At 49.0% G+C, this 16,011-nt stretch carries 16 protein-coding genes and 1 tRNA gene; 8 read left to right on the top strand and 9 right to left on the bottom strand.

Translation table 11 applies throughout. The features are described from left to right. The first annotated feature begins 40 nt into the window (after positions 1–40). Together pdxJ and Q8L79_RS05730 are read left to right on the top strand one after the other, a co-directional pair. Complete coding sequence (gene pdxJ / locus Q8L79_RS05735; protein ID WP_305268835.1) at positions 41–784, top strand: pyridoxine 5'-phosphate synthase; 744 nt, start codon at positions 41–43, stop codon at positions 782–784. 54 nt (positions 785–838) lie between these two features. Then, positions 839–1,573: a PP2C family serine/threonine-protein phosphatase gene (locus tag Q8L79_RS05730; protein ID WP_305268832.1), complete on the top strand. Its 735-nt coding sequence runs from the start codon at positions 839–841 to the stop codon at positions 1,571–1,573. A 10-nt stretch (positions 1,574–1,583) separates the two neighbouring features. Here Q8L79_RS05730 and Q8L79_RS05725 read toward each other — a convergent pair whose 3' ends face one another. The 4 genes from Q8L79_RS05725 to Q8L79_RS05710 form a co-directional block, all read right to left on the bottom strand. After that, the gene (locus tag Q8L79_RS05725; RefSeq protein ID WP_305268830.1) at positions 1,584–2,549 is read right to left on the bottom strand and encodes a sigma-54-dependent Fis family transcriptional regulator; all 966 of its coding nucleotides are present in this window, start codon (positions 2,547–2,549) and stop codon (positions 1,584–1,586) included. 9 nt (positions 2,550–2,558) lie between these two features. Then, complete coding sequence (locus Q8L79_RS05720; RefSeq protein ID WP_305268828.1) at positions 2,559–3,287, bottom strand: sulfite exporter TauE/SafE family protein; 729 nt, start codon at positions 3,285–3,287, stop codon at positions 2,559–2,561. A gap of 65 nt (positions 3,288–3,352) precedes the next feature. Beyond that, positions 3,353–4,078 carry an orotidine-5'-phosphate decarboxylase gene (gene pyrF / locus Q8L79_RS05715; protein WP_305268826.1) on the bottom strand — a complete coding sequence of 242 codons (726 nt, stop codon included), beginning with the start codon at positions 4,076–4,078 and terminating at the stop codon, positions 3,353–3,355. A gap of 88 nt (positions 4,079–4,166) precedes the next feature. After that, a complete protein-coding gene (locus Q8L79_RS05710; protein WP_305268824.1) occupies positions 4,167–4,550 on the bottom strand; it encodes a rhodanese-like domain-containing protein in 384 nt (127 codons plus the stop codon). A 93-nt stretch (positions 4,551–4,643) separates the two neighbouring features. Between Q8L79_RS05710 and Q8L79_RS05705 the strand changes: the two genes are divergently transcribed. The 4 genes from Q8L79_RS05705 (at position 4,644) to Q8L79_RS05690 (ending at position 8,981) form a co-directional block, all read left to right on the top strand. Further along, positions 4,644–5,564 carry an AEC family transporter gene (locus Q8L79_RS05705; protein WP_305268822.1) on the top strand — a complete coding sequence of 307 codons (921 nt, stop codon included), beginning with the start codon at positions 4,644–4,646 and terminating at the stop codon, positions 5,562–5,564. Positions 5,565–5,618: 54 nt separating this feature from the next. Further along, positions 5,619–6,845 carry a competence/damage-inducible protein A gene (locus Q8L79_RS05700; RefSeq protein WP_305268820.1) on the top strand — a complete coding sequence of 409 codons (1,227 nt, stop codon included), beginning with the start codon at positions 5,619–5,621 and terminating at the stop codon, positions 6,843–6,845. 1 nt (position 6,846) lies between these two features. Next, positions 6,847–8,754, top strand: a complete 1,908-nt coding sequence (locus Q8L79_RS05695) for an ATP-binding cassette domain-containing protein (protein ID WP_305268818.1) — start codon at positions 6,847–6,849, stop codon at positions 8,752–8,754. A gap of 139 nt (positions 8,755–8,893) precedes the next feature. Further along, positions 8,894–8,981, top strand: a tRNA-Ser gene (locus Q8L79_RS05690). Positions 8,982–9,560: 579 nt separating this feature from the next. On the opposite strand, the gene Q8L79_RS05685 is transcribed toward Q8L79_RS05690, so the two are convergent. After that, complete coding sequence (locus Q8L79_RS05685; protein WP_305268817.1) at positions 9,561–9,734, bottom strand: hypothetical protein; 174 nt, start codon at positions 9,732–9,734, stop codon at positions 9,561–9,563. A gap of 505 nt (positions 9,735–10,239) precedes the next feature. Between Q8L79_RS05685 and Q8L79_RS05680 the strand changes: the two genes are divergently transcribed. Together Q8L79_RS05680 and Q8L79_RS05675 are read left to right on the top strand one after the other, a co-directional pair. Continuing rightward, complete coding sequence (locus tag Q8L79_RS05680; RefSeq protein ID WP_305268814.1) at positions 10,240–10,440, top strand: cold-shock protein; 201 nt, start codon at positions 10,240–10,242, stop codon at positions 10,438–10,440. A 157-nt stretch (positions 10,441–10,597) separates the two neighbouring features. After that, positions 10,598–11,092 carry a hypothetical protein gene (locus tag Q8L79_RS05675; protein WP_305268810.1) on the top strand — a complete coding sequence of 165 codons (495 nt, stop codon included), beginning with the start codon at positions 10,598–10,600 and terminating at the stop codon, positions 11,090–11,092. Here Q8L79_RS05675 and hypE read toward each other — a convergent pair whose 3' ends face one another. Genes hypE through hypF form a run of 4 tightly spaced genes read right to left on the bottom strand, consistent with a single transcriptional unit; the run spans position 11,093 to position 15,948 of the window. Beyond that, positions 11,093–12,139, bottom strand: a complete 1,047-nt coding sequence (gene hypE, locus Q8L79_RS05670; RefSeq protein WP_305268806.1) for a hydrogenase expression/formation protein HypE — start codon at positions 12,137–12,139, stop codon at positions 11,093–11,095. Next, positions 12,132–13,226, bottom strand: coding sequence for a hydrogenase formation protein HypD (gene hypD / locus Q8L79_RS05665; protein WP_305268803.1), 1,095 nt, complete (start codon positions 13,224–13,226; stop codon positions 12,132–12,134). Before hypD ends, hypE begins: the two co-directional genes overlap by 8 nt. A 58-nt stretch (positions 13,227–13,284) precedes the next feature. After that, the gene (locus Q8L79_RS05660; RefSeq protein ID WP_305268801.1) at positions 13,285–13,530 is read right to left on the bottom strand and encodes a HypC/HybG/HupF family hydrogenase formation chaperone; all 246 of its coding nucleotides are present in this window, start codon (positions 13,528–13,530) and stop codon (positions 13,285–13,287) included. 3 nt (positions 13,531–13,533) lie between these two features. Next, positions 13,534–15,948 (bottom strand): carbamoyltransferase HypF, encoded by a 2,415-nt coding sequence (hypF, locus tag Q8L79_RS05655; protein WP_305268798.1) that lies wholly within the window; start codon positions 15,946–15,948, stop codon positions 13,534–13,536. Positions 15,949–16,011 lie beyond the last annotated feature (63 nt).

Below are 16,011 nucleotides of genomic sequence, written 5' to 3'. Positions count from 1 at the left end.
AACGGAGTGGACGAGGCTACAAACTCCTCCATAGTGAAAAATGAATAAAACACATATTTTATTAGGCGTGAATATCGATCACGTCGCGACCTTGAGGCAGGCCAGAGGCACACTTTACCCTGAGCCGGTTCAGGCCGCATTAGTTGCTGAACAGGCCGGCGCTGACGGCATTACTGCGCATTTACGCGAAGATCGTCGCCATATTCAGGATAGAGACATCTTTTTATTAAAAGAGATGCTTCATACCCGGCTGAATATGGAAATGGCAGTAACTGATGAGATGGTCGGTATAGCTGTGGAAGTACAGCCTTATGCCTGCTGTTTAGTGCCGGAGAAACGGGAAGAATTGACCACCGAGGGTGGTCTGGATGTTGTCGGCAACTTGCATCGCTTGCAATGGGCTTGTGATAAATTGGCGAGCGCGGGAGTGGAGGTTTCGCTGTTTATCGACCCTGATGAAATACAGATCGATGCGGCGATAAAAGCCGGTGCGTCGGTAGTTGAATTACATACCGGGTGTTACGCTGAAGCAGGCAATCCGCAACAGCAAGCCGAAGAGTTGGCGCGCATCAGGAAGGCCGCTGTTTATGCCCACAGTGCCGGACTGCAAGTTAATGCCGGGCATGGTCTGAATTTTTATAATGTTGAAGCCATATGTGCGTTACCGCAAATAGTCGAGCTTAATATCGGCCATTCGATTATCGCGCAGGCTGTATTTTCAGGCCTGGCCCAGACAGTCAAGGACTTGAAGCAGATCATGCGTACCAACAGTAGGCGCTTTTAGGCGATGCAAGATTACAGCAGAGCGTTTGAAGATCGATTGATCTGAGGCGAACACGTGGCGCTGGAGTTTTATCAGTTAACCTTGACAGGCGATCGAGAGATCAATCAGGACTTTATTGCGCATATCGTTAATGATAGTTATGCGTTGTTTGTCGTTGCCGATGACTTGGGCGGCCATCATGCCGGAGAGAAAGCCTCCCGTTTTTTCTGTCAGGGCTTGCTCAGGTTTGCAGATACTTACGGTAAACAGGTGCAGCGGAGTCCAGTCGATACTTTTTTGATTTGGATGGCGGCGGCTATTAACGAAATGAAAAGGCTATTTGCTTTCGATAAATCAGGTAATGATGCGCATACTACCTGCGCAATTCTTTACATGGATGAGCAGCGAGTATTGACCGCTCATTGCGGTGATTCGCGGATATACAGGATGAACCCCCAGCAGATTTTGTGGCGAACTCGGGACCATTCAATCCCGCAACAATTAGTGAATGAAGGAAAAATTACCGAACAGGAGATGGCACTGCATCCGGAGCAAAATCAGTTAACACGCAGCATCAATATCTTGAAAGCGCAGGAGGTGGAGATTAATCTGTATCCGGCCATGAAAAAAGGCGAGACTTTTATGCTTTGCAGTGACGGTTTCTGGGAATATGTAAAGCAACCGGAATTTTTACAATTGGCTCAGTCCGCCAGCGGCAAGGATGAGCTTGGCAAATTGGCGCAATTAGCGATATTTCGCGCTCACGGGAAAAGTGACAATGTTACCGCTCAGTGGATAAGAAGGCGTTAAATAATTCAGATTAATGCGGCGTTGCAAAGCCGTGTTTTTGCATACGGTAAAGCAAGGTATCGCGGGAAATGCCTAGTAGTTTTGCGGACTTGCTGCGGTTGCCTTTGGTGCGGTTCAGGGCCTGATGTATTAAATTGGCCTCTAGCGTATCCAATTGCAGACCGTTTTCAGGTAGCGTGAAATCCGTTGTCGCAGGCGTATTGCCGGTATACTTGGTTGTGAATTCAGATGGAAGATTTTCCGGTTCGATGACTCTACCGGCCAATAAAATGCTGAGTCTTTCGCATAGATTACGTAATTCGCGAATATTGCCCGGCCATGGGTAGGCTTTCAGTGTTTTTAACGCCTGCTTGCTGAATTTGGGCGCGGTCAGTGTATGTGCATTTTCAAATAAGGCCAGGAAATGCTTGATCAGCGATTCAATATCTTCTGTGCGTTGCGCCAACGGCGGTAGTTCTAAAGGCACAACATTCAAACGAAAATACAAATCCGATCTGAATTGGCTGGTTTCGATTTGCTTGTGTAGGTCGGCGTTAGTTGCAGAAATAACGCGCACATCGACTTTGTAAGGCTTGACTTCACCGACGGCAAGGCATTCGCCGGATTCAAGAAAGCGTAATAATTTTGCCTGAATCGACAGTGGTAAGGAATTGATCTCATCAAGAAACAGGGTGCCGCCGTCAGCGGCCTGTAAAAGCCCTTGCTTATCGGCTGAGGCTCCCGTAAACGAGCCTTTTTTATGGCCGAACAATTCCGATTCGATCAGGCTTTCAGGTAATGCTGCGCAATTCAAGGTAATAAAGGCCTTATTGGCACGAGCACTGGCTTGCTGAATGGCAGTAGCGAGTACTTCCTTGCCGGTGCCTGTTTCACCCTTAAGCAATACAGTGACATCGGTAGCGGCAACAATTCTGGCGCTACGAATTAAGGAATCCAATGCAGGAGATTGACCGATGATCGCGTTAAAATGATCCATAGATACCTCTTAATGTAGTGCCATATGTGTTGTAATCGCCATGGGATTAAGCCAGGGCAGGGCCGCCAACAGAGCAAGTGCGATCATGAACAGGCCGATAGCCTGTTTGAAGCGTTGCATTCTGGATAACCTTGTTAGAATGCCGGTCATTATACCGACTCCCATGACCGCAGGTAAAGTTCCCAATCCGAAAAACAGCATGGTCAGTGCGCTTTGGCTGATGTTACCTGCGGTTGCTGCAAGCGCCAAAGCCGAATAGACCAAGCCGCACGGCAACCATCCCCAAACCATGCCGAATAGATAAGCTTGGCTGCGGTTTTTTACCGGGATCAATTTACGGCCAAAAGGCTCTATTTTTTTCCAGAAACGCAGGCCGATTTTTTCAATATAGGCAAAGCGGGGGAACCAACCGGCTATATAGAGCCCCGCACCCGTCATGATGGCTGCGGACAGTAATTGCAGCAGTCTATGTCCGCTGATTTCATCCATGGGGAGGGTGATTAATGCTTCAATAACGCCCGCTAATGCGCCGGCTATTGTGTAACTGGTAATGCGACCAATGTTGTAATTAAACACAAAGGGAAACAGCCGGTTTTTTTGGTTCCGTATTTCCGGACTGAGGCTTAAGGTCAAGGTTCCGATAATGGAACCGCACATGCCGATACAGTGCATGCTGCTGAATAATCCCATCGTTAAGGCGACCAGATATGAGGTAGTAAAGGCGAGATCAAATTCCATAGTCGCAAGGCATTATTATAAAAAAGAGTAGGGCGAACGGATGGTCGTCCTTTTTTGATTGGAATCTATTGAAATTGTGAAAGAATTTGTCCCTGAATTTTCTCAGCCATCGCTTTACGGTTTTCAGCGTCACGTATAGGTCTGCCGACAACGATATAATCAGCGCCATTTTGAAAAGCCATTTCCACACTGACAACCCGTTTTTGATCGTCCTCTTCGCGGTTGTCAACAGGCCGGATGCCCGGCGTGATGACGAGCAGTTTATGATCGAGCTCTTCTCTCAGCATGGCGACTTCGAGCCCGGATGAAACAATGCCGTCGCAGCCGATTTGCAAAGCACGCTTGGCGCGGGATAAAACCAACTCGCGTACATCGCAGGCAAAGCCTAAATCATCAAGGTCGCCGCGATCCAAACTGGTTAATGCGGTTACGGCCAGTACTTTAAGATCACCTTTTTCCTTGGCGGCGGCTTCCATAATCGCATCGTTGCCGTGAATGGTGGCAAGATCAACCCCTTTACTGCTCAATGCCTTAATGGCCCGGCCCACAGTAGCGGGAACATCAAAAAACTTCAGGTCGACAAAGATTTTTTTATTTTGCTGTTTTAACCATTCAATAAAACCGAAATAATCGCCGGACATAAACAATTCCATGCCGACTTTGTAAAATATTACCGAATCGCCTAGTTCTTCCACTAAAGCCTGGGCTTCTGGGATGCTGGGGACATCAAGCGCCATAATTAAGCGTTCGCGGACGGGGATGGGCTTGGTTGAGATAAATGATTGAGACATATTTAAAGGTAGAAGTTAAAAATAAAAGATTCTGTAGGATGGGCTGAGGTACGAAGCCCATCATTGTTCGCGATTGAGAGAATGCGGCTTATTCAGTCACCAAGCCTTGTTGATGCCAAGCCTGTATTCCGCCGTTCATTAAGTAAACCTTGGAAAACCCAGCCGCCTTTAATATCAGCTGGGCTTGTGCGGAGCGCAGGCCGGCTTGGCATTGTGTGATGACCGGACGGTTTTTATAAGCTTCAAGTTCCGGTAGCCGTTCATTTAATTGGCTCAACGGAATATGAATGGCACCGTGGATATGGTGTTCATTCCAGTCGCCATTTTCACGCACATCGACAATCACTGCTTTGTTCGTGACGCGCATTGTTGCAGCATCTTTAGGCGAGATAACATCGGTTTCCGCAACGGCAAAAGGGCTGGCGATCAATAAAAAAACACCGAGTCGGCAATACTTTGAAAGTAGACGCACTTAAACGCTCCCAATAATAAGACGATATATATTACCGGAACTTGTTTTAACGGTGAATGTTAAAATTCACTATTGTCACAATAGTCCGGGATTATGAACTCAACATTAATACAAATGACCTTGATAATAGTGTGCGGAGCAGGATGGCGCATTGCAAAACCGGCGGGCTTGTCAGCTGAGCAAACGCGGCGGGTACTGACCACGGTAGTCTATTATTTGCTGCTGCCGGCCATGGTTCTGGAGGTCTTATGGTCTGCTGATATAGGTTTGCATTCGTTTCAGTATGCCTTGCTGGGGATGGGTAGTATCGTTTTTGCGATGCTTTGCCTCTGGACGGTTGGCGCATTGTTCAACTTTGAAGGCCGACGCATGGGAGCTATGATACTGGCGGCAGCATTTCCCAACGTGACGTATCTGGGCTTGCCTGTTTTAGAGCAAACTTTTGGTAATTGGGCCAGATCGGTGGCCATACAGATGGATTTGTTTGCTGCCACGCCGTTATTGTTTACCGCCGGTGTTATAGTGGCGCGGCACTATGGAGAAGATAGCGCGGAAAAGTCCAGATCATTGTGGTTATTTTTTAATGTGCCGCCATTCTGGGCGGCGGCGATTGCCGTTATGCTAAACGTTAACGGCTTCGCTGCCCCTGATTGGCTTTTTGGCGTATTGCAAAGATTATCCGCCGCAGTCGTACCGCTGATGCTGTTTTCTCTGGGGCTGGCCTTAAGTTGGAAGGCGGTAACTGTTCGTAATATCCCTTATGTTATCCTCGTTATAATCATTAAAATGGCGTTGATGCCGTTGTTTGCAATGGTTATGGTCGGGTTTTTGCCTATAAACGGCGAATACAGGGCGGCGGCAGTGCTTGATCTGGCCATGCCGTGCATGGTGCTGGGCCTTGTTTTTTGTGACCGCTACCGGCTGGATAGTTCGTTGTACGCGATGGCGGTCACGGTAACAACGGCAGTAAGCCTGATTACATTGCCGTTCTGGCATAACGTGCTGATGAACTAAAATCTTTATCCTACAACTTATTAAAGCTACCCTTTAACCGAAGAATTTTCCAACATGAATCCAACGCTAGAAATCTTTTCGCAAGGCGAAGAAGTCGTTACCGGACAAACCGTCGATACCAATGCGGCTTGGCTGTCGGAGCAAGTCGTAACCATGGGTTTTACCGTAACGCGGCATACCGCCGTGGGCGACAAGCTTGATGATTTGGCAACCTTGTTGCGGGAAATTTCAGTGCGTGCAGATTGCTGTATTTGCACTGGCGGACTGGGACCTACCAGCGATGATTTGACCGCCGAGGCTGTCGTGAAAGCGTTCGGTCTGTCGCTGGAATTCGACGCCGTTGCTTTTGAGCAGATCAAGCGGTTCTTTACGCTCAGAAACCGGGACATGCCCGAGGCAAACCGCAAACAGGCGCTGTTTCCGAAGGGTGCTGAACGTATTGATAATGACTGGGGCACTGCGCCGGGCTTTTCACTGCAAGCCGGGCGTTGCTGGTTTGCCTTCGTACCCGGCGTACCTTTTGAAATGCGGCATTTGTTTTTGGAAACCATCCGGCCGACGCTGGCAAGCCGGTTTTTATTGCGACCCGGAAAGTTAATCACTATCAAAACGCTAGGTGTAGGCGAATCGGCCATTCAGGAGCGTATCGGTACGATTGAAATCCCGGCTCAAGTACAGCTTGGTTTTCGTGCAAGCCCGGACGATGTACAAACCAAATTGCTGTTTCCGCATGATTATCCTGAAACAGCCATGACCGGGTTGGTGTCTAAAGTTGCAGGAGAGCTTGGCGATCATGTTTTTGCCATTGACGGTTTCGGGTCGGCAAGTGGCGATCTGGTGTCTGTGATTGATCAACTGATGACTGTCGGCAGGCATACTCTGGCCGTAGTCGAAACAGCCAGCCAAGGCTTGTTGGCGGCCAAGTGCATAGGCTTTCAATGGTTGCTGGAAACGCGCTATGAACAATCTCTGGAAAGGTTAGGCCAAAAACTCGCGGTTACGGTTAAGGCCAATGATTTGATCGCAACTGCACAGGCCATCGCCAGCGAAATACAAAAGACCGGTACCGCCGATTTTGTGCTGGTTCAGCTCTATGCCGGAGACAATAAAACATTTCACGATAAAGACCAGTCCATTATTCTATATAATACGCTGCTGACTGGAGATGGATTTCATCAAACCACCCATTCAGTGGCAGGTCCTATCAAGCGCAAGCAAAATCAGGCGGCGTTACTGGCACTGGATTTATTACGACGCTATTTACAACATAAAGAACTTTAAAATGCCCTTATTACGATTGACCAACGTTTCCATCGCTTTTGGAACTCACGCTTTATTGAAAAACTCCGACTTTCAGCTGGATGCCGGGGAACGGGTAGGCTTGTTAGGCCGTAACGGCGAGGGTAAATCAACCTTGATGAAGATCATTGCCGGGAATATTCAGGCCGATCACGGCGACATCTGGCGGCAACCGGAATTAAAACTGGCATGGCTGGAGCAAACGCCTGATTTGCCTGATGATGCGACCATCTATGATGCCGTTGCCGGTGGTTTGGGCGAGCTGGGCGAGTGGATTACCCGTTATCATGCGATGACGCTAACCATGGACTACGATGATGACAAGGCCTTGAATGAGCTGGGCGATTTGCAGCACAAACTCGAAGCCCACAACGGCTGGCATTTTCAGCAACGGGTTGAAAGCACCTTAAGCAAGTTGGATTTGCCCGGCGAATTAAAGATCAGCGGCTTGTCAGGCGGTTGGAAACGGCGCGTAGCTTTGGCCAGAGCCTTGGTGATAGAGCCGGAAGTGTTACTGCTCGATGAGCCGACCAATCATCTGGATTTTGAAAGTATTACCTGGCTGGAAGATCAGCTGCTGAATTTTCAGGGTGCAGTGTTGTTTGTGACCCACGACCGGTCGTTTCTGCAAAAACTGGCAACCCGGATTATCGATCTGGATCGTGGTAATCTGGTGTCCTGGCAGGGCAGTTATGATGATTACCTGACCCGCAAAGCCGCAGCCCTTGAGGACGAAGCCAATCAAAACGCCGAGTTTGACAAGAAGCTGGCCGATGAAGAAGTCTGGATCAGGCAGGGCGTAAAAGCCAGGCGTACCCGCAATGAAGGCCGGGTCAGGGCGCTGGAGAAATTGCGTAATGAACGTTCCCAGCGCCGCAACACCCAGGGCACCAGCAAGATGTCTCTGGAGAGAGGCGACGCCTCCGGTAAAAAAGTAGTCGAAGTTAACGATATTAGCTTTGGTTATGAGGACAGGCCGATTGTTAAGCATTTTTCCACGTTGATTCAGCGCGGCGACAAAATCGGCCTGATTGGCCCTAACGGCGCCGGCAAATCGACCTTGTTAAAATTGCTGTTAAAGCAGTTGGAGCCAAACAGCGGCACGGTTGAACAGGGTACCAAGCTTGAAATAGCCTACTTCGACCAGTTACGCGACCAGCTCGATCCGAACATGACCGTTGCCGAGACCGTCGCCGACGGTAATGATTTTGTCGAAATCGCCGGTAATCAACGGCATGTGATGTCGTATCTGGGTGACTTCCTGTTTGCTCCGGCCAGAGCGCGTTCTCCGGTAAAGAGTTTATCGGGCGGCGAGAAAAACCGCTTGTTGCTGGCGAGGTTGTTTACCAAGCCTTCCAATCTGATCATCATGGATGAGCCGACCAATGACCTGGATTTGGAAACATTGGAACTGCTGGAAGAAAAATTGGTCGACTTCGACGGCACCTTGTTGCTGGTGAGTCATGACCGGGCTTTTCTGGACAATGTGGTAACCAGCGTCTTTGTGCTTGACGGTTCGGGTGAAGTCGATGAGTTTGTCGGCGGCTATACCGACTGGATGAACCATGTCAAGCAGGCGAAACAGGCCGAAAATGTCAAGGTAACCAAGCAGGAAAAACCGGCGACTCAGCCTCCCGCGCGTACCGGAACGAAAAAAAAACTAAGCTTTAAAGAGCAGCAGGAACTGGATAAGTTGCCGGAACTGATCGGTGAGCTGGAAGCCAGGCAAGCGGAATTAAATCAGCAAATCAGTGCGCCTGAGTTCTACAAAAAAGATCAAGCTGTCGTTGCCAAGACCCTGGATGAGCTGAAACGGATCGATGAAAAAGTGGAACAAGTTTACAAACGGTGGGATGAGTTGGAAGCGTTGACCGAAGAGAGTAGTGGTTAACAACATAGACGCTTTCGGTGACTGTTTCGTGCGTTGCTCTGCCTCCCTGTTCGTGGAGTCGTAAGCGAACGGGCATTGCGCTTTAACGCAATATCGATTATTCTAAGCGGCTTCCTGTGATCTAGGGAAGCCGAATATAGGAGAGATGGCCGAGTGGTCGAAGGCGCACGCCTGGAAAGTGTGTATACGGCAACGTATCGAGGGTTCGAACCCCTCTCTCTCCGCCATTTAAATAATTGATTTTAAAGCAAAAAATAAAAAATCAAAAAACAATTTGGCGAAAATTGGCGGTTGAAAGACGTCGCTAATCGCCTTATCAGTTCAAATATCACCATTTCAATTATTTATTTCTACTCGCTATATACTTAACAACTCCGGCACGTCAGCTATACCCACCATTTCGAAATTTATTTCACTGCAAAATTTTTTCGCAAAAACCGCGCGTATAAAGATGAATGATTTTGGGCGGGTATTCGGCTGTTGGTGAGTAAATATTTAACATTAAGATAGCAAGCATATGCGCACAGTTACTGTTCCGGTAACAAGCTTTTACTATAAAGCGGTTAATCGGCTTTTAGGCTTCTAAAGTATTCCGGTATGTTTATCATCCTGACTATGGATGTATATCAAGGCTGATTTTAGATTTGGTTGAGGCAGATGATGTAACGGGGGTGAATTTCGACGGAAGTCGCAGTAATAACTCGGTAGGGCTAAAGCGAAGTGTGCAGTAAAAGAAGCTTAAAAGACTTTCAAGGCCGTTAAGCCTTGAAAGTCTTCAAGTTGCATGATTAAGCAGTCAAGGTAGGTCATTCGCATGACAATTGTCCGGCTTTACCTCTTTTACGGTTCAGGTTAATGTTGCTGGCAATAGCTGAAGTGGCGAATAGTGCGGATGAGATGATGAATTCACCGGAAATAAAGCCCAATAGGCCTGTTATAAATACCGTTCCGGTTAAAATGTCTTTGTAAAAATCGTTCATGAGTAAATCCTCGTATAAAGTTGAAAGTTTTTTAAATTACGACTTAACTATAGTTAAGGACGCTATTGTTGACAATAGCACCGAGAGTAGATGGATTGTTTCCTTATTTGATGCATTAAATTCACAAACCATTCATATAAGTAATGTAAAAGGTTAAAATTTAAAGTGAGAGTTGTCATTCGGCGTTGAATACGTTTATCAGTTAATCGTGTCAATCTTTAATTAAGGATAATCGTCCGGATTGTTTTTAATATTGCTCATAAACTTGGCTTTTTTAAGTTATATGCCATTGGCGCCAAGGCATCGGGAAACTGAAAGAGCAGGCTTGACATTACCAGAGGGTGTCTATAGAATGCGCTCAGCTTGAAATAGTTTTACCGTTATGCTTATCTTTACGAAGTTCTTCATGTAATTGTTCGTCCTGTTATCATTAAGTAATTCTCTAATTTCCCAGCTCCATCAGCCTTTAATAAGGCTTCAATTACTACAAATAGGATTACACTAAATGACTACAGGTACAGTTAAATGGTTTAACGCTGAAAAAGGCTTTGGTTTTATTCAGCAAGAAAATGGCCCGGATGTTTTTGTTCACTTTCGTAACATTAACAGCTCAGGCTTTAAATCTCTTGATGAAGGGCAGAAAGTACAGTTTACTGTCACTCAAGGACAAAAAGGTCCGCAAGCAGAAGAAGTAACACTCATCTAATTGCGTACAAAAAAACCGTAGCTCTTTCGGGAGCTACGGTTTTTTTATGCCTGTCAGTAAGCGAATCAGACAACTTTTGCCGTTATATTTTAAAAGAGGTTATTGATGACGCTCTCGCCAGAACACGTTATCCCGCCACTGAATGGTTCGGGTACTAATGAACAAGCAGGGTATAGAAAACCTCAAGAGAATAGCGCAAGGTATTCTCGATCCTGAAAAAAACCTGGCTGACTTGAGTCCGCGTATTAGTGATTTAAGAGTTTTTCTTGAAAAACGCACGATTTTGAAGCTGGAGTCGGAGGTAAATTTGGGCGAGGGACAATCCTGCTCGATAGCGGCAAGGCGTTTTCGCCCTTGGTGGGCGGCCCTTTGTGCTCCTCGCGAAGTATTCCGTAGCGCCGCTTTTATTAAAGGTGCTGGCAGCAGTGCAGGATGCGTCGCCCGACGATCGTCCGGTACGAGTCCAGTAGCCGGTTGTGGCTCTTTTGCCCCTTGTGGCGGTATTTTCAGCGCAGCAGGTGGTGTTTATGCTGATCGATATTCACCCGGAATCCTTGCGTTGCGCGCAACGTTTACCAGGAAAGCCGGTTTTCGCTGCCGTTCAAACCAGCTTATTCGAGCCTGCAGGACTGTGGGCACCATTCAAGATTAATCAGCATATTCTCGGTAACTGTTCTCCGCTCAGTAAATCCAGAACCCGGCTGATGCCCATTGCCGTTTGCAGGGTAACCGTGCCTCTCGGGTGTGTCGCTTTAACTTTGCCGATTTGACAGGCCTGTTTGCCCAATGGATGTCGGTGTAGTGCACTCAGGGTTTGTGCGGTTTGCGCTTCGGGTACAAACAGCGCAAAACAACCCTCGTTGGCGATGTACAGCGGATCAAAGCCTAAAATTTCACAGGCGCTGCTGACATCCTGATGTATCGGCAATGCCGTTTCGTTGATTTCGATAGCATGGTGCGAAGTGGCGGCCAGTTCTATCAGGCCACTGGCCAAGCCGCCGCGCGTTAAATCGCGCATGCAGTGGATTTCAATGCCGTTTTGAAGCAAATCCAGAACCAGGCCGGACAGGTCGGCGCAGTCGCTGGCTATGCTGCTGTCAAAGTTCATGCCTTCGCGCTCAAGCATGATCGCAATGCCGTGCCGCGCTATATCGCTGTTAATGATAATGCTGTCGCCGACTTGAATGTTGGCGGGTGAAACATTGACGTTTGCGTCGATGATTCCGATGCCCGCGGTATTGATATAAACGCCGTCGCCGCTACCATGATCGACCACTTTGGTGTCGCCGGTCACTATCGACACTCCGGCCTGTTGCGCAGTGTGCTGCATGGATTCGACGATGCGTTGCAGGTCTTTAATTGCGAAACCTTCTTCAATAATCAGTGCGCAACTCAGATATAACGGTAAGGCGCCGCTCATGGCCAAATCGTTCAGCGTCCCGCATACCGCCATCTTGCCGATGTCGCCGCCGGAAAAAAACAGCGGCTTGACCACATAGGAATCGGTGGTGAAGGCCAACTTGGAGCCGTTGATGTTTAACACAGCGCTGTCGTGTTTCTGGTTTAGCAGGGGGTTGCTAAATACCGGTTGGATAATCCTGTCCAGCAATTGCTGCATCAGGCGGCCGCCGCCGCCATGAGCCATGACGATTTGCTCGTATTGCAAGGGCAGGGGACAGTTCAGTTTTAAATCAGACATGTTGATGGCGACGGTAGCGGTAATAAGCGGCGCACGCACCTTCGGAGGAAACCATGGTGGCGCCCAGCGGGTGTTCGGGGGTGCAAGTCGTGCCGAATTCAGCGCATTGCGCGGGTTTGATCAAGCCTTGTAACACTTCCCCGCTACGGCAGGCGGCAGGCTCCTGCGTGTTAATGGCGGTGACTGCAAAGCGCTGCTCGGCATTCCAGTCGTTGTATTCGGCATTGAGTGCCAGACCGCTGGCGGCGATTTCGCCCAAGCCGCGCCAGCTTTGATTGACGATATCAAATACTTGGCTTATCAGCTGTTGCGCGGGCTGATTGCCTTGCTCCTTAACCACGCGGCTGTATTCGTTTTCAACCTGGTAACGCTTTTCTTCCAGTTGTTTGATGCACAGATACAGCCCGTGCAGAATATCGACCGGTTCAAAACCTGTGATAACGATAGGGATTTTATGTTGTGCGGATAGCGGCAGATATTCGTGGTAACCCATAATCGAGCAGACATGGCCTGCGCCCAAAAAACCCTGTACCTGAGTGCCGGGCGAATCGAGCAGCGCCTGTATCACTGGCGGCACGCGGACGTGGCAAATCAGCAGCGAAAAGTTGTTCAGCTTTTGTTGTTTGGCCTGATAAGCGGCTAAGGCCGTGGTCGGGGCGGTGGTTTCAAAGCCTACCCCGAAAAAGACCACCTGTTTGTCGGGATGGGTCTTGGCGAGACTCAGCGCATCCAGCGGCGAATAAACGATACGGATATCGGCGCCTTGTGCTTTCAGGCTGAGTAAATCATGATGCGAACCGGGGACGCGCAGCATGTCACCAAAAGAACAGAAAATCACCTCAGGTTGCGCGGCAATCGCCAGCGCCTTATCGATATAAGCTAGCGGCGTAACGCAAACCGGACAGCCGGGGCCGTGGATCAGGTTGATTTCATCAGGCAGCAACTGATCAATGCCATATTTAATAATGCTATGGGTCTGGCCTCCGCAGACTTCCATGATGTTCCATGGCTGTGTGGTGATGGATTTTATCGCGGCGATTATTTTCTTTGCGGTTGCCGGATCGCGAAATTCGTCCAGATAATTCATGTACGACTCTCCTGTTCAGCGCCTCGTGGTGCTCTGTTGGTTGTTCCGGGCAAATTTGTCATAACGTAGACTCGAAATCCGCTAAATCCTGGAACGCTTGCAGGCTGGCCTTAGCTTCTGTTTCATCCAGAATGGAGAGGGCGAAACCTGCATGAACGATGACATAATCGTTGATTTTGGCTTCAGGCACGTAGGCCAGGCTGATGTCTTTGCTGATGCCGGAAAAGTTAACGCGCCCGGTACGCGCCAGAGAATCGCTGTGGTCAGACAAGCTGATAATTTGTCCGGGTATGGCCAGGCACATAAGTTATCCTATATATTTTGCGGCATACAACTGACCAAGAGCCAGTCCGCCGTCGTTTGGGGGAATCTTTTCATTGCAGTATACCTCAAAGCCCGAGCTCTTTAGTCTCTTGGCTGCGTTTGTCGTGAGATAAGCATTTTGAAAGCAGCCGCCGCTCAGGATAACTGTTTTTTGCCCGGCTCGCCGGGCTATGGCCAATATGATTTCGGCCAAGGTGTTGTGAAACTTGCAGGCGATTAATTCAACCGGGTTGTGCGGTATATCGTCCAAGAGCTGTTTCAGAGTAATTTTCCAGTCGATAACGATGACTGTTTCGTGCTTGAGGTGGAAGTCATAATGTTGGCCGGATGCGCTTGATGCCGCGCTCATTTCCAGTGCCATTGCCGCTTGGCCTTCATAGTGATTGATATGGCATAGTCCCAGCAAGCTGGCGACCGCATCAAATAGGCGCCCGACGCTGGTGGTGCGTGGACAGTTGAGTTGGCGGGTTAAGGCCGATTGTAATAATTTTAATTCCTGCGCGGAAAAGGGCAGGTCTTTGCGATCAAAGACGCTGTCGGCAATTGCTCCATGCATTGCTCTCGATCGCTGTTCCAGACGTGATTCTACTTCGGCAGCCGCTCCCTGCGATGCTCTACCTCCTGCATCCATGCAATCGTCGGCAACGATTTCGTAAAGCAGGCCTAGTGCCGCGCGCCTGGGTTCCTGTATGGCTTTATGTCCGCCGGGCAATGAAAACGGGGCAAAGTGGGCGTAGCGCTCAAAGCCTTGCCGGTTAATAAGCAAAAACTCGCCGCCCCACAGTGTGTTGTCGGTGCCCAGTCCCGAGCCATCCCAGGAAATGCCTAATGCAGGCGGTTCTAGGCCGTGTTCGGCCATGCAGGATAGGGTATGAGCATAGTGATGTTGTACAGGCCCGGTTTGCGTGCCTGAATTGGCTGCAAACCGGCTGCTGACATAGCCGCTATGCAGGTCGTGCATGATGCGTGTCGGGGCGGTTTGATAAAAATCCTGTAAGTCTGTTAGGGTAGATTGGAACTGTTGCTGAGTTGCTTCTGAATCAAGATCCCCCAGATGCTGGCTCAGAATGATATGCGGCCCATGACTGATAGCGATAGTGTTTTTTAACTGACCGCCTACGGCCAGTGTGTCGGGTATTGCTGTTTTTAAGGTAATGGGTAGGGGGGTGTAGCCTCTGGCTCTGCGCAATACGGTGATTTTGCCGTTGATGAACCGGACGACAGAATCATCGAGCGGACGGAGGATGGGTCGGTTATGGGTTAGGAAATAATCGGCAATGCCGGCAAGTCTTGTTAATGCCTGGCGCTCGGTGATGCATATGGGTTCATTCTGGCGGTTGCCGCTGGTTGCGACCAGCATGTAGAGCGGTTTCGCGACGATGTCTTTATTAAGTAAAAGGTGGTGCAGCGGCGAATAAGGCAGCATGATGCCGAGCAGGTTGCTGCCGGGTGCAACCGCAGATGCGGGGGCGAATTTATTGGCCTCGGGGTTAATCAATTCTTCGCCACTATCACGGTGGTTTAACAGCACAATGGGTGCGGCCGCAGAACTCAGTGCTTGTTGTTCAAGTGCGCCGATCATGCAAAGCTGTTGCGCAGTCGCCAGATTGGCGACCATCAGTGCAAAGGGCTTTTGCGGGCGATGCTTGCGCAGTCTAAGGCGTTCGACAGCTTGCTGATTTGTGGCATCGGCCAATAATTGATAGCCGCCTATACCTTTAACGGCAACAATTTTTCCGGCGCGTAACTGACCGATTGCGGCACGCAGTGCGTCGTGTTTTTCGGCTAACAGGTTTCCCGATTCATCAAGCAAGCTTAAGCCGGGGCCGCAGTTTGGGCAGGCGATAGTTTGGGCGTGAAACCGCCGGTTATCTATAGCTTGGTAGTCCTGTCCGCAGTCGCGGCAGATAGTGAATGCCGCCATGCCGGTTCGGCTGCGATCATAAGGTTGCCGGGTCATAATGCTGTAGCGTGGTCCGCAATGGCAACAGCTGGTAAACGGGTAGTGATAATAACGGCTGGTAGGATCGGAAATATCACTGATACAATCAGGGCAGGTGGCTATGTCGGGCAGAACAAAGGCGGATTGTGTGCCGTCAGCCGTGCTGGCTTTAATCCGGAAATCATCAAAGTCGGCTTGAGGCAATTGGATTATGGTTAGTGAGTCGATTTTTGCAAAAGGCGGCAGTTGATTATTCAGGCCGTCAATAAAGTCTTGCTGGTGTTCGGGCAGGCCTTCAATGTCGATAGTTACGCCGCTGTTGGTGTTGGCAATCCAGCCTTTTTGTTGGTGTTGCCGGGCAAGGCGAACAATAAACGGGCGAAAGCCAAGTCCCTGAACGAAACCTTTGATAGTGATTTTTAAGTGCTCTTTGTTAATATTGAAGCCTTTTGTCAAGGGGATAAAGAGTGTTTTTAACTGTCACTAAAACAGTAGACAGTATATAATCTCATGGTTTTA

Source organism: Methylobacter sp. (assembly GCF_030680395.1).
Lineage (GTDB): Bacteria > Pseudomonadota > Gammaproteobacteria > Methylococcales > Methylomonadaceae > Methylobacter_A.
The sequence above is the reverse complement of the archived record's forward strand: the minus strand, read 5'-3'. Positions and strand labels throughout refer to the sequence as shown.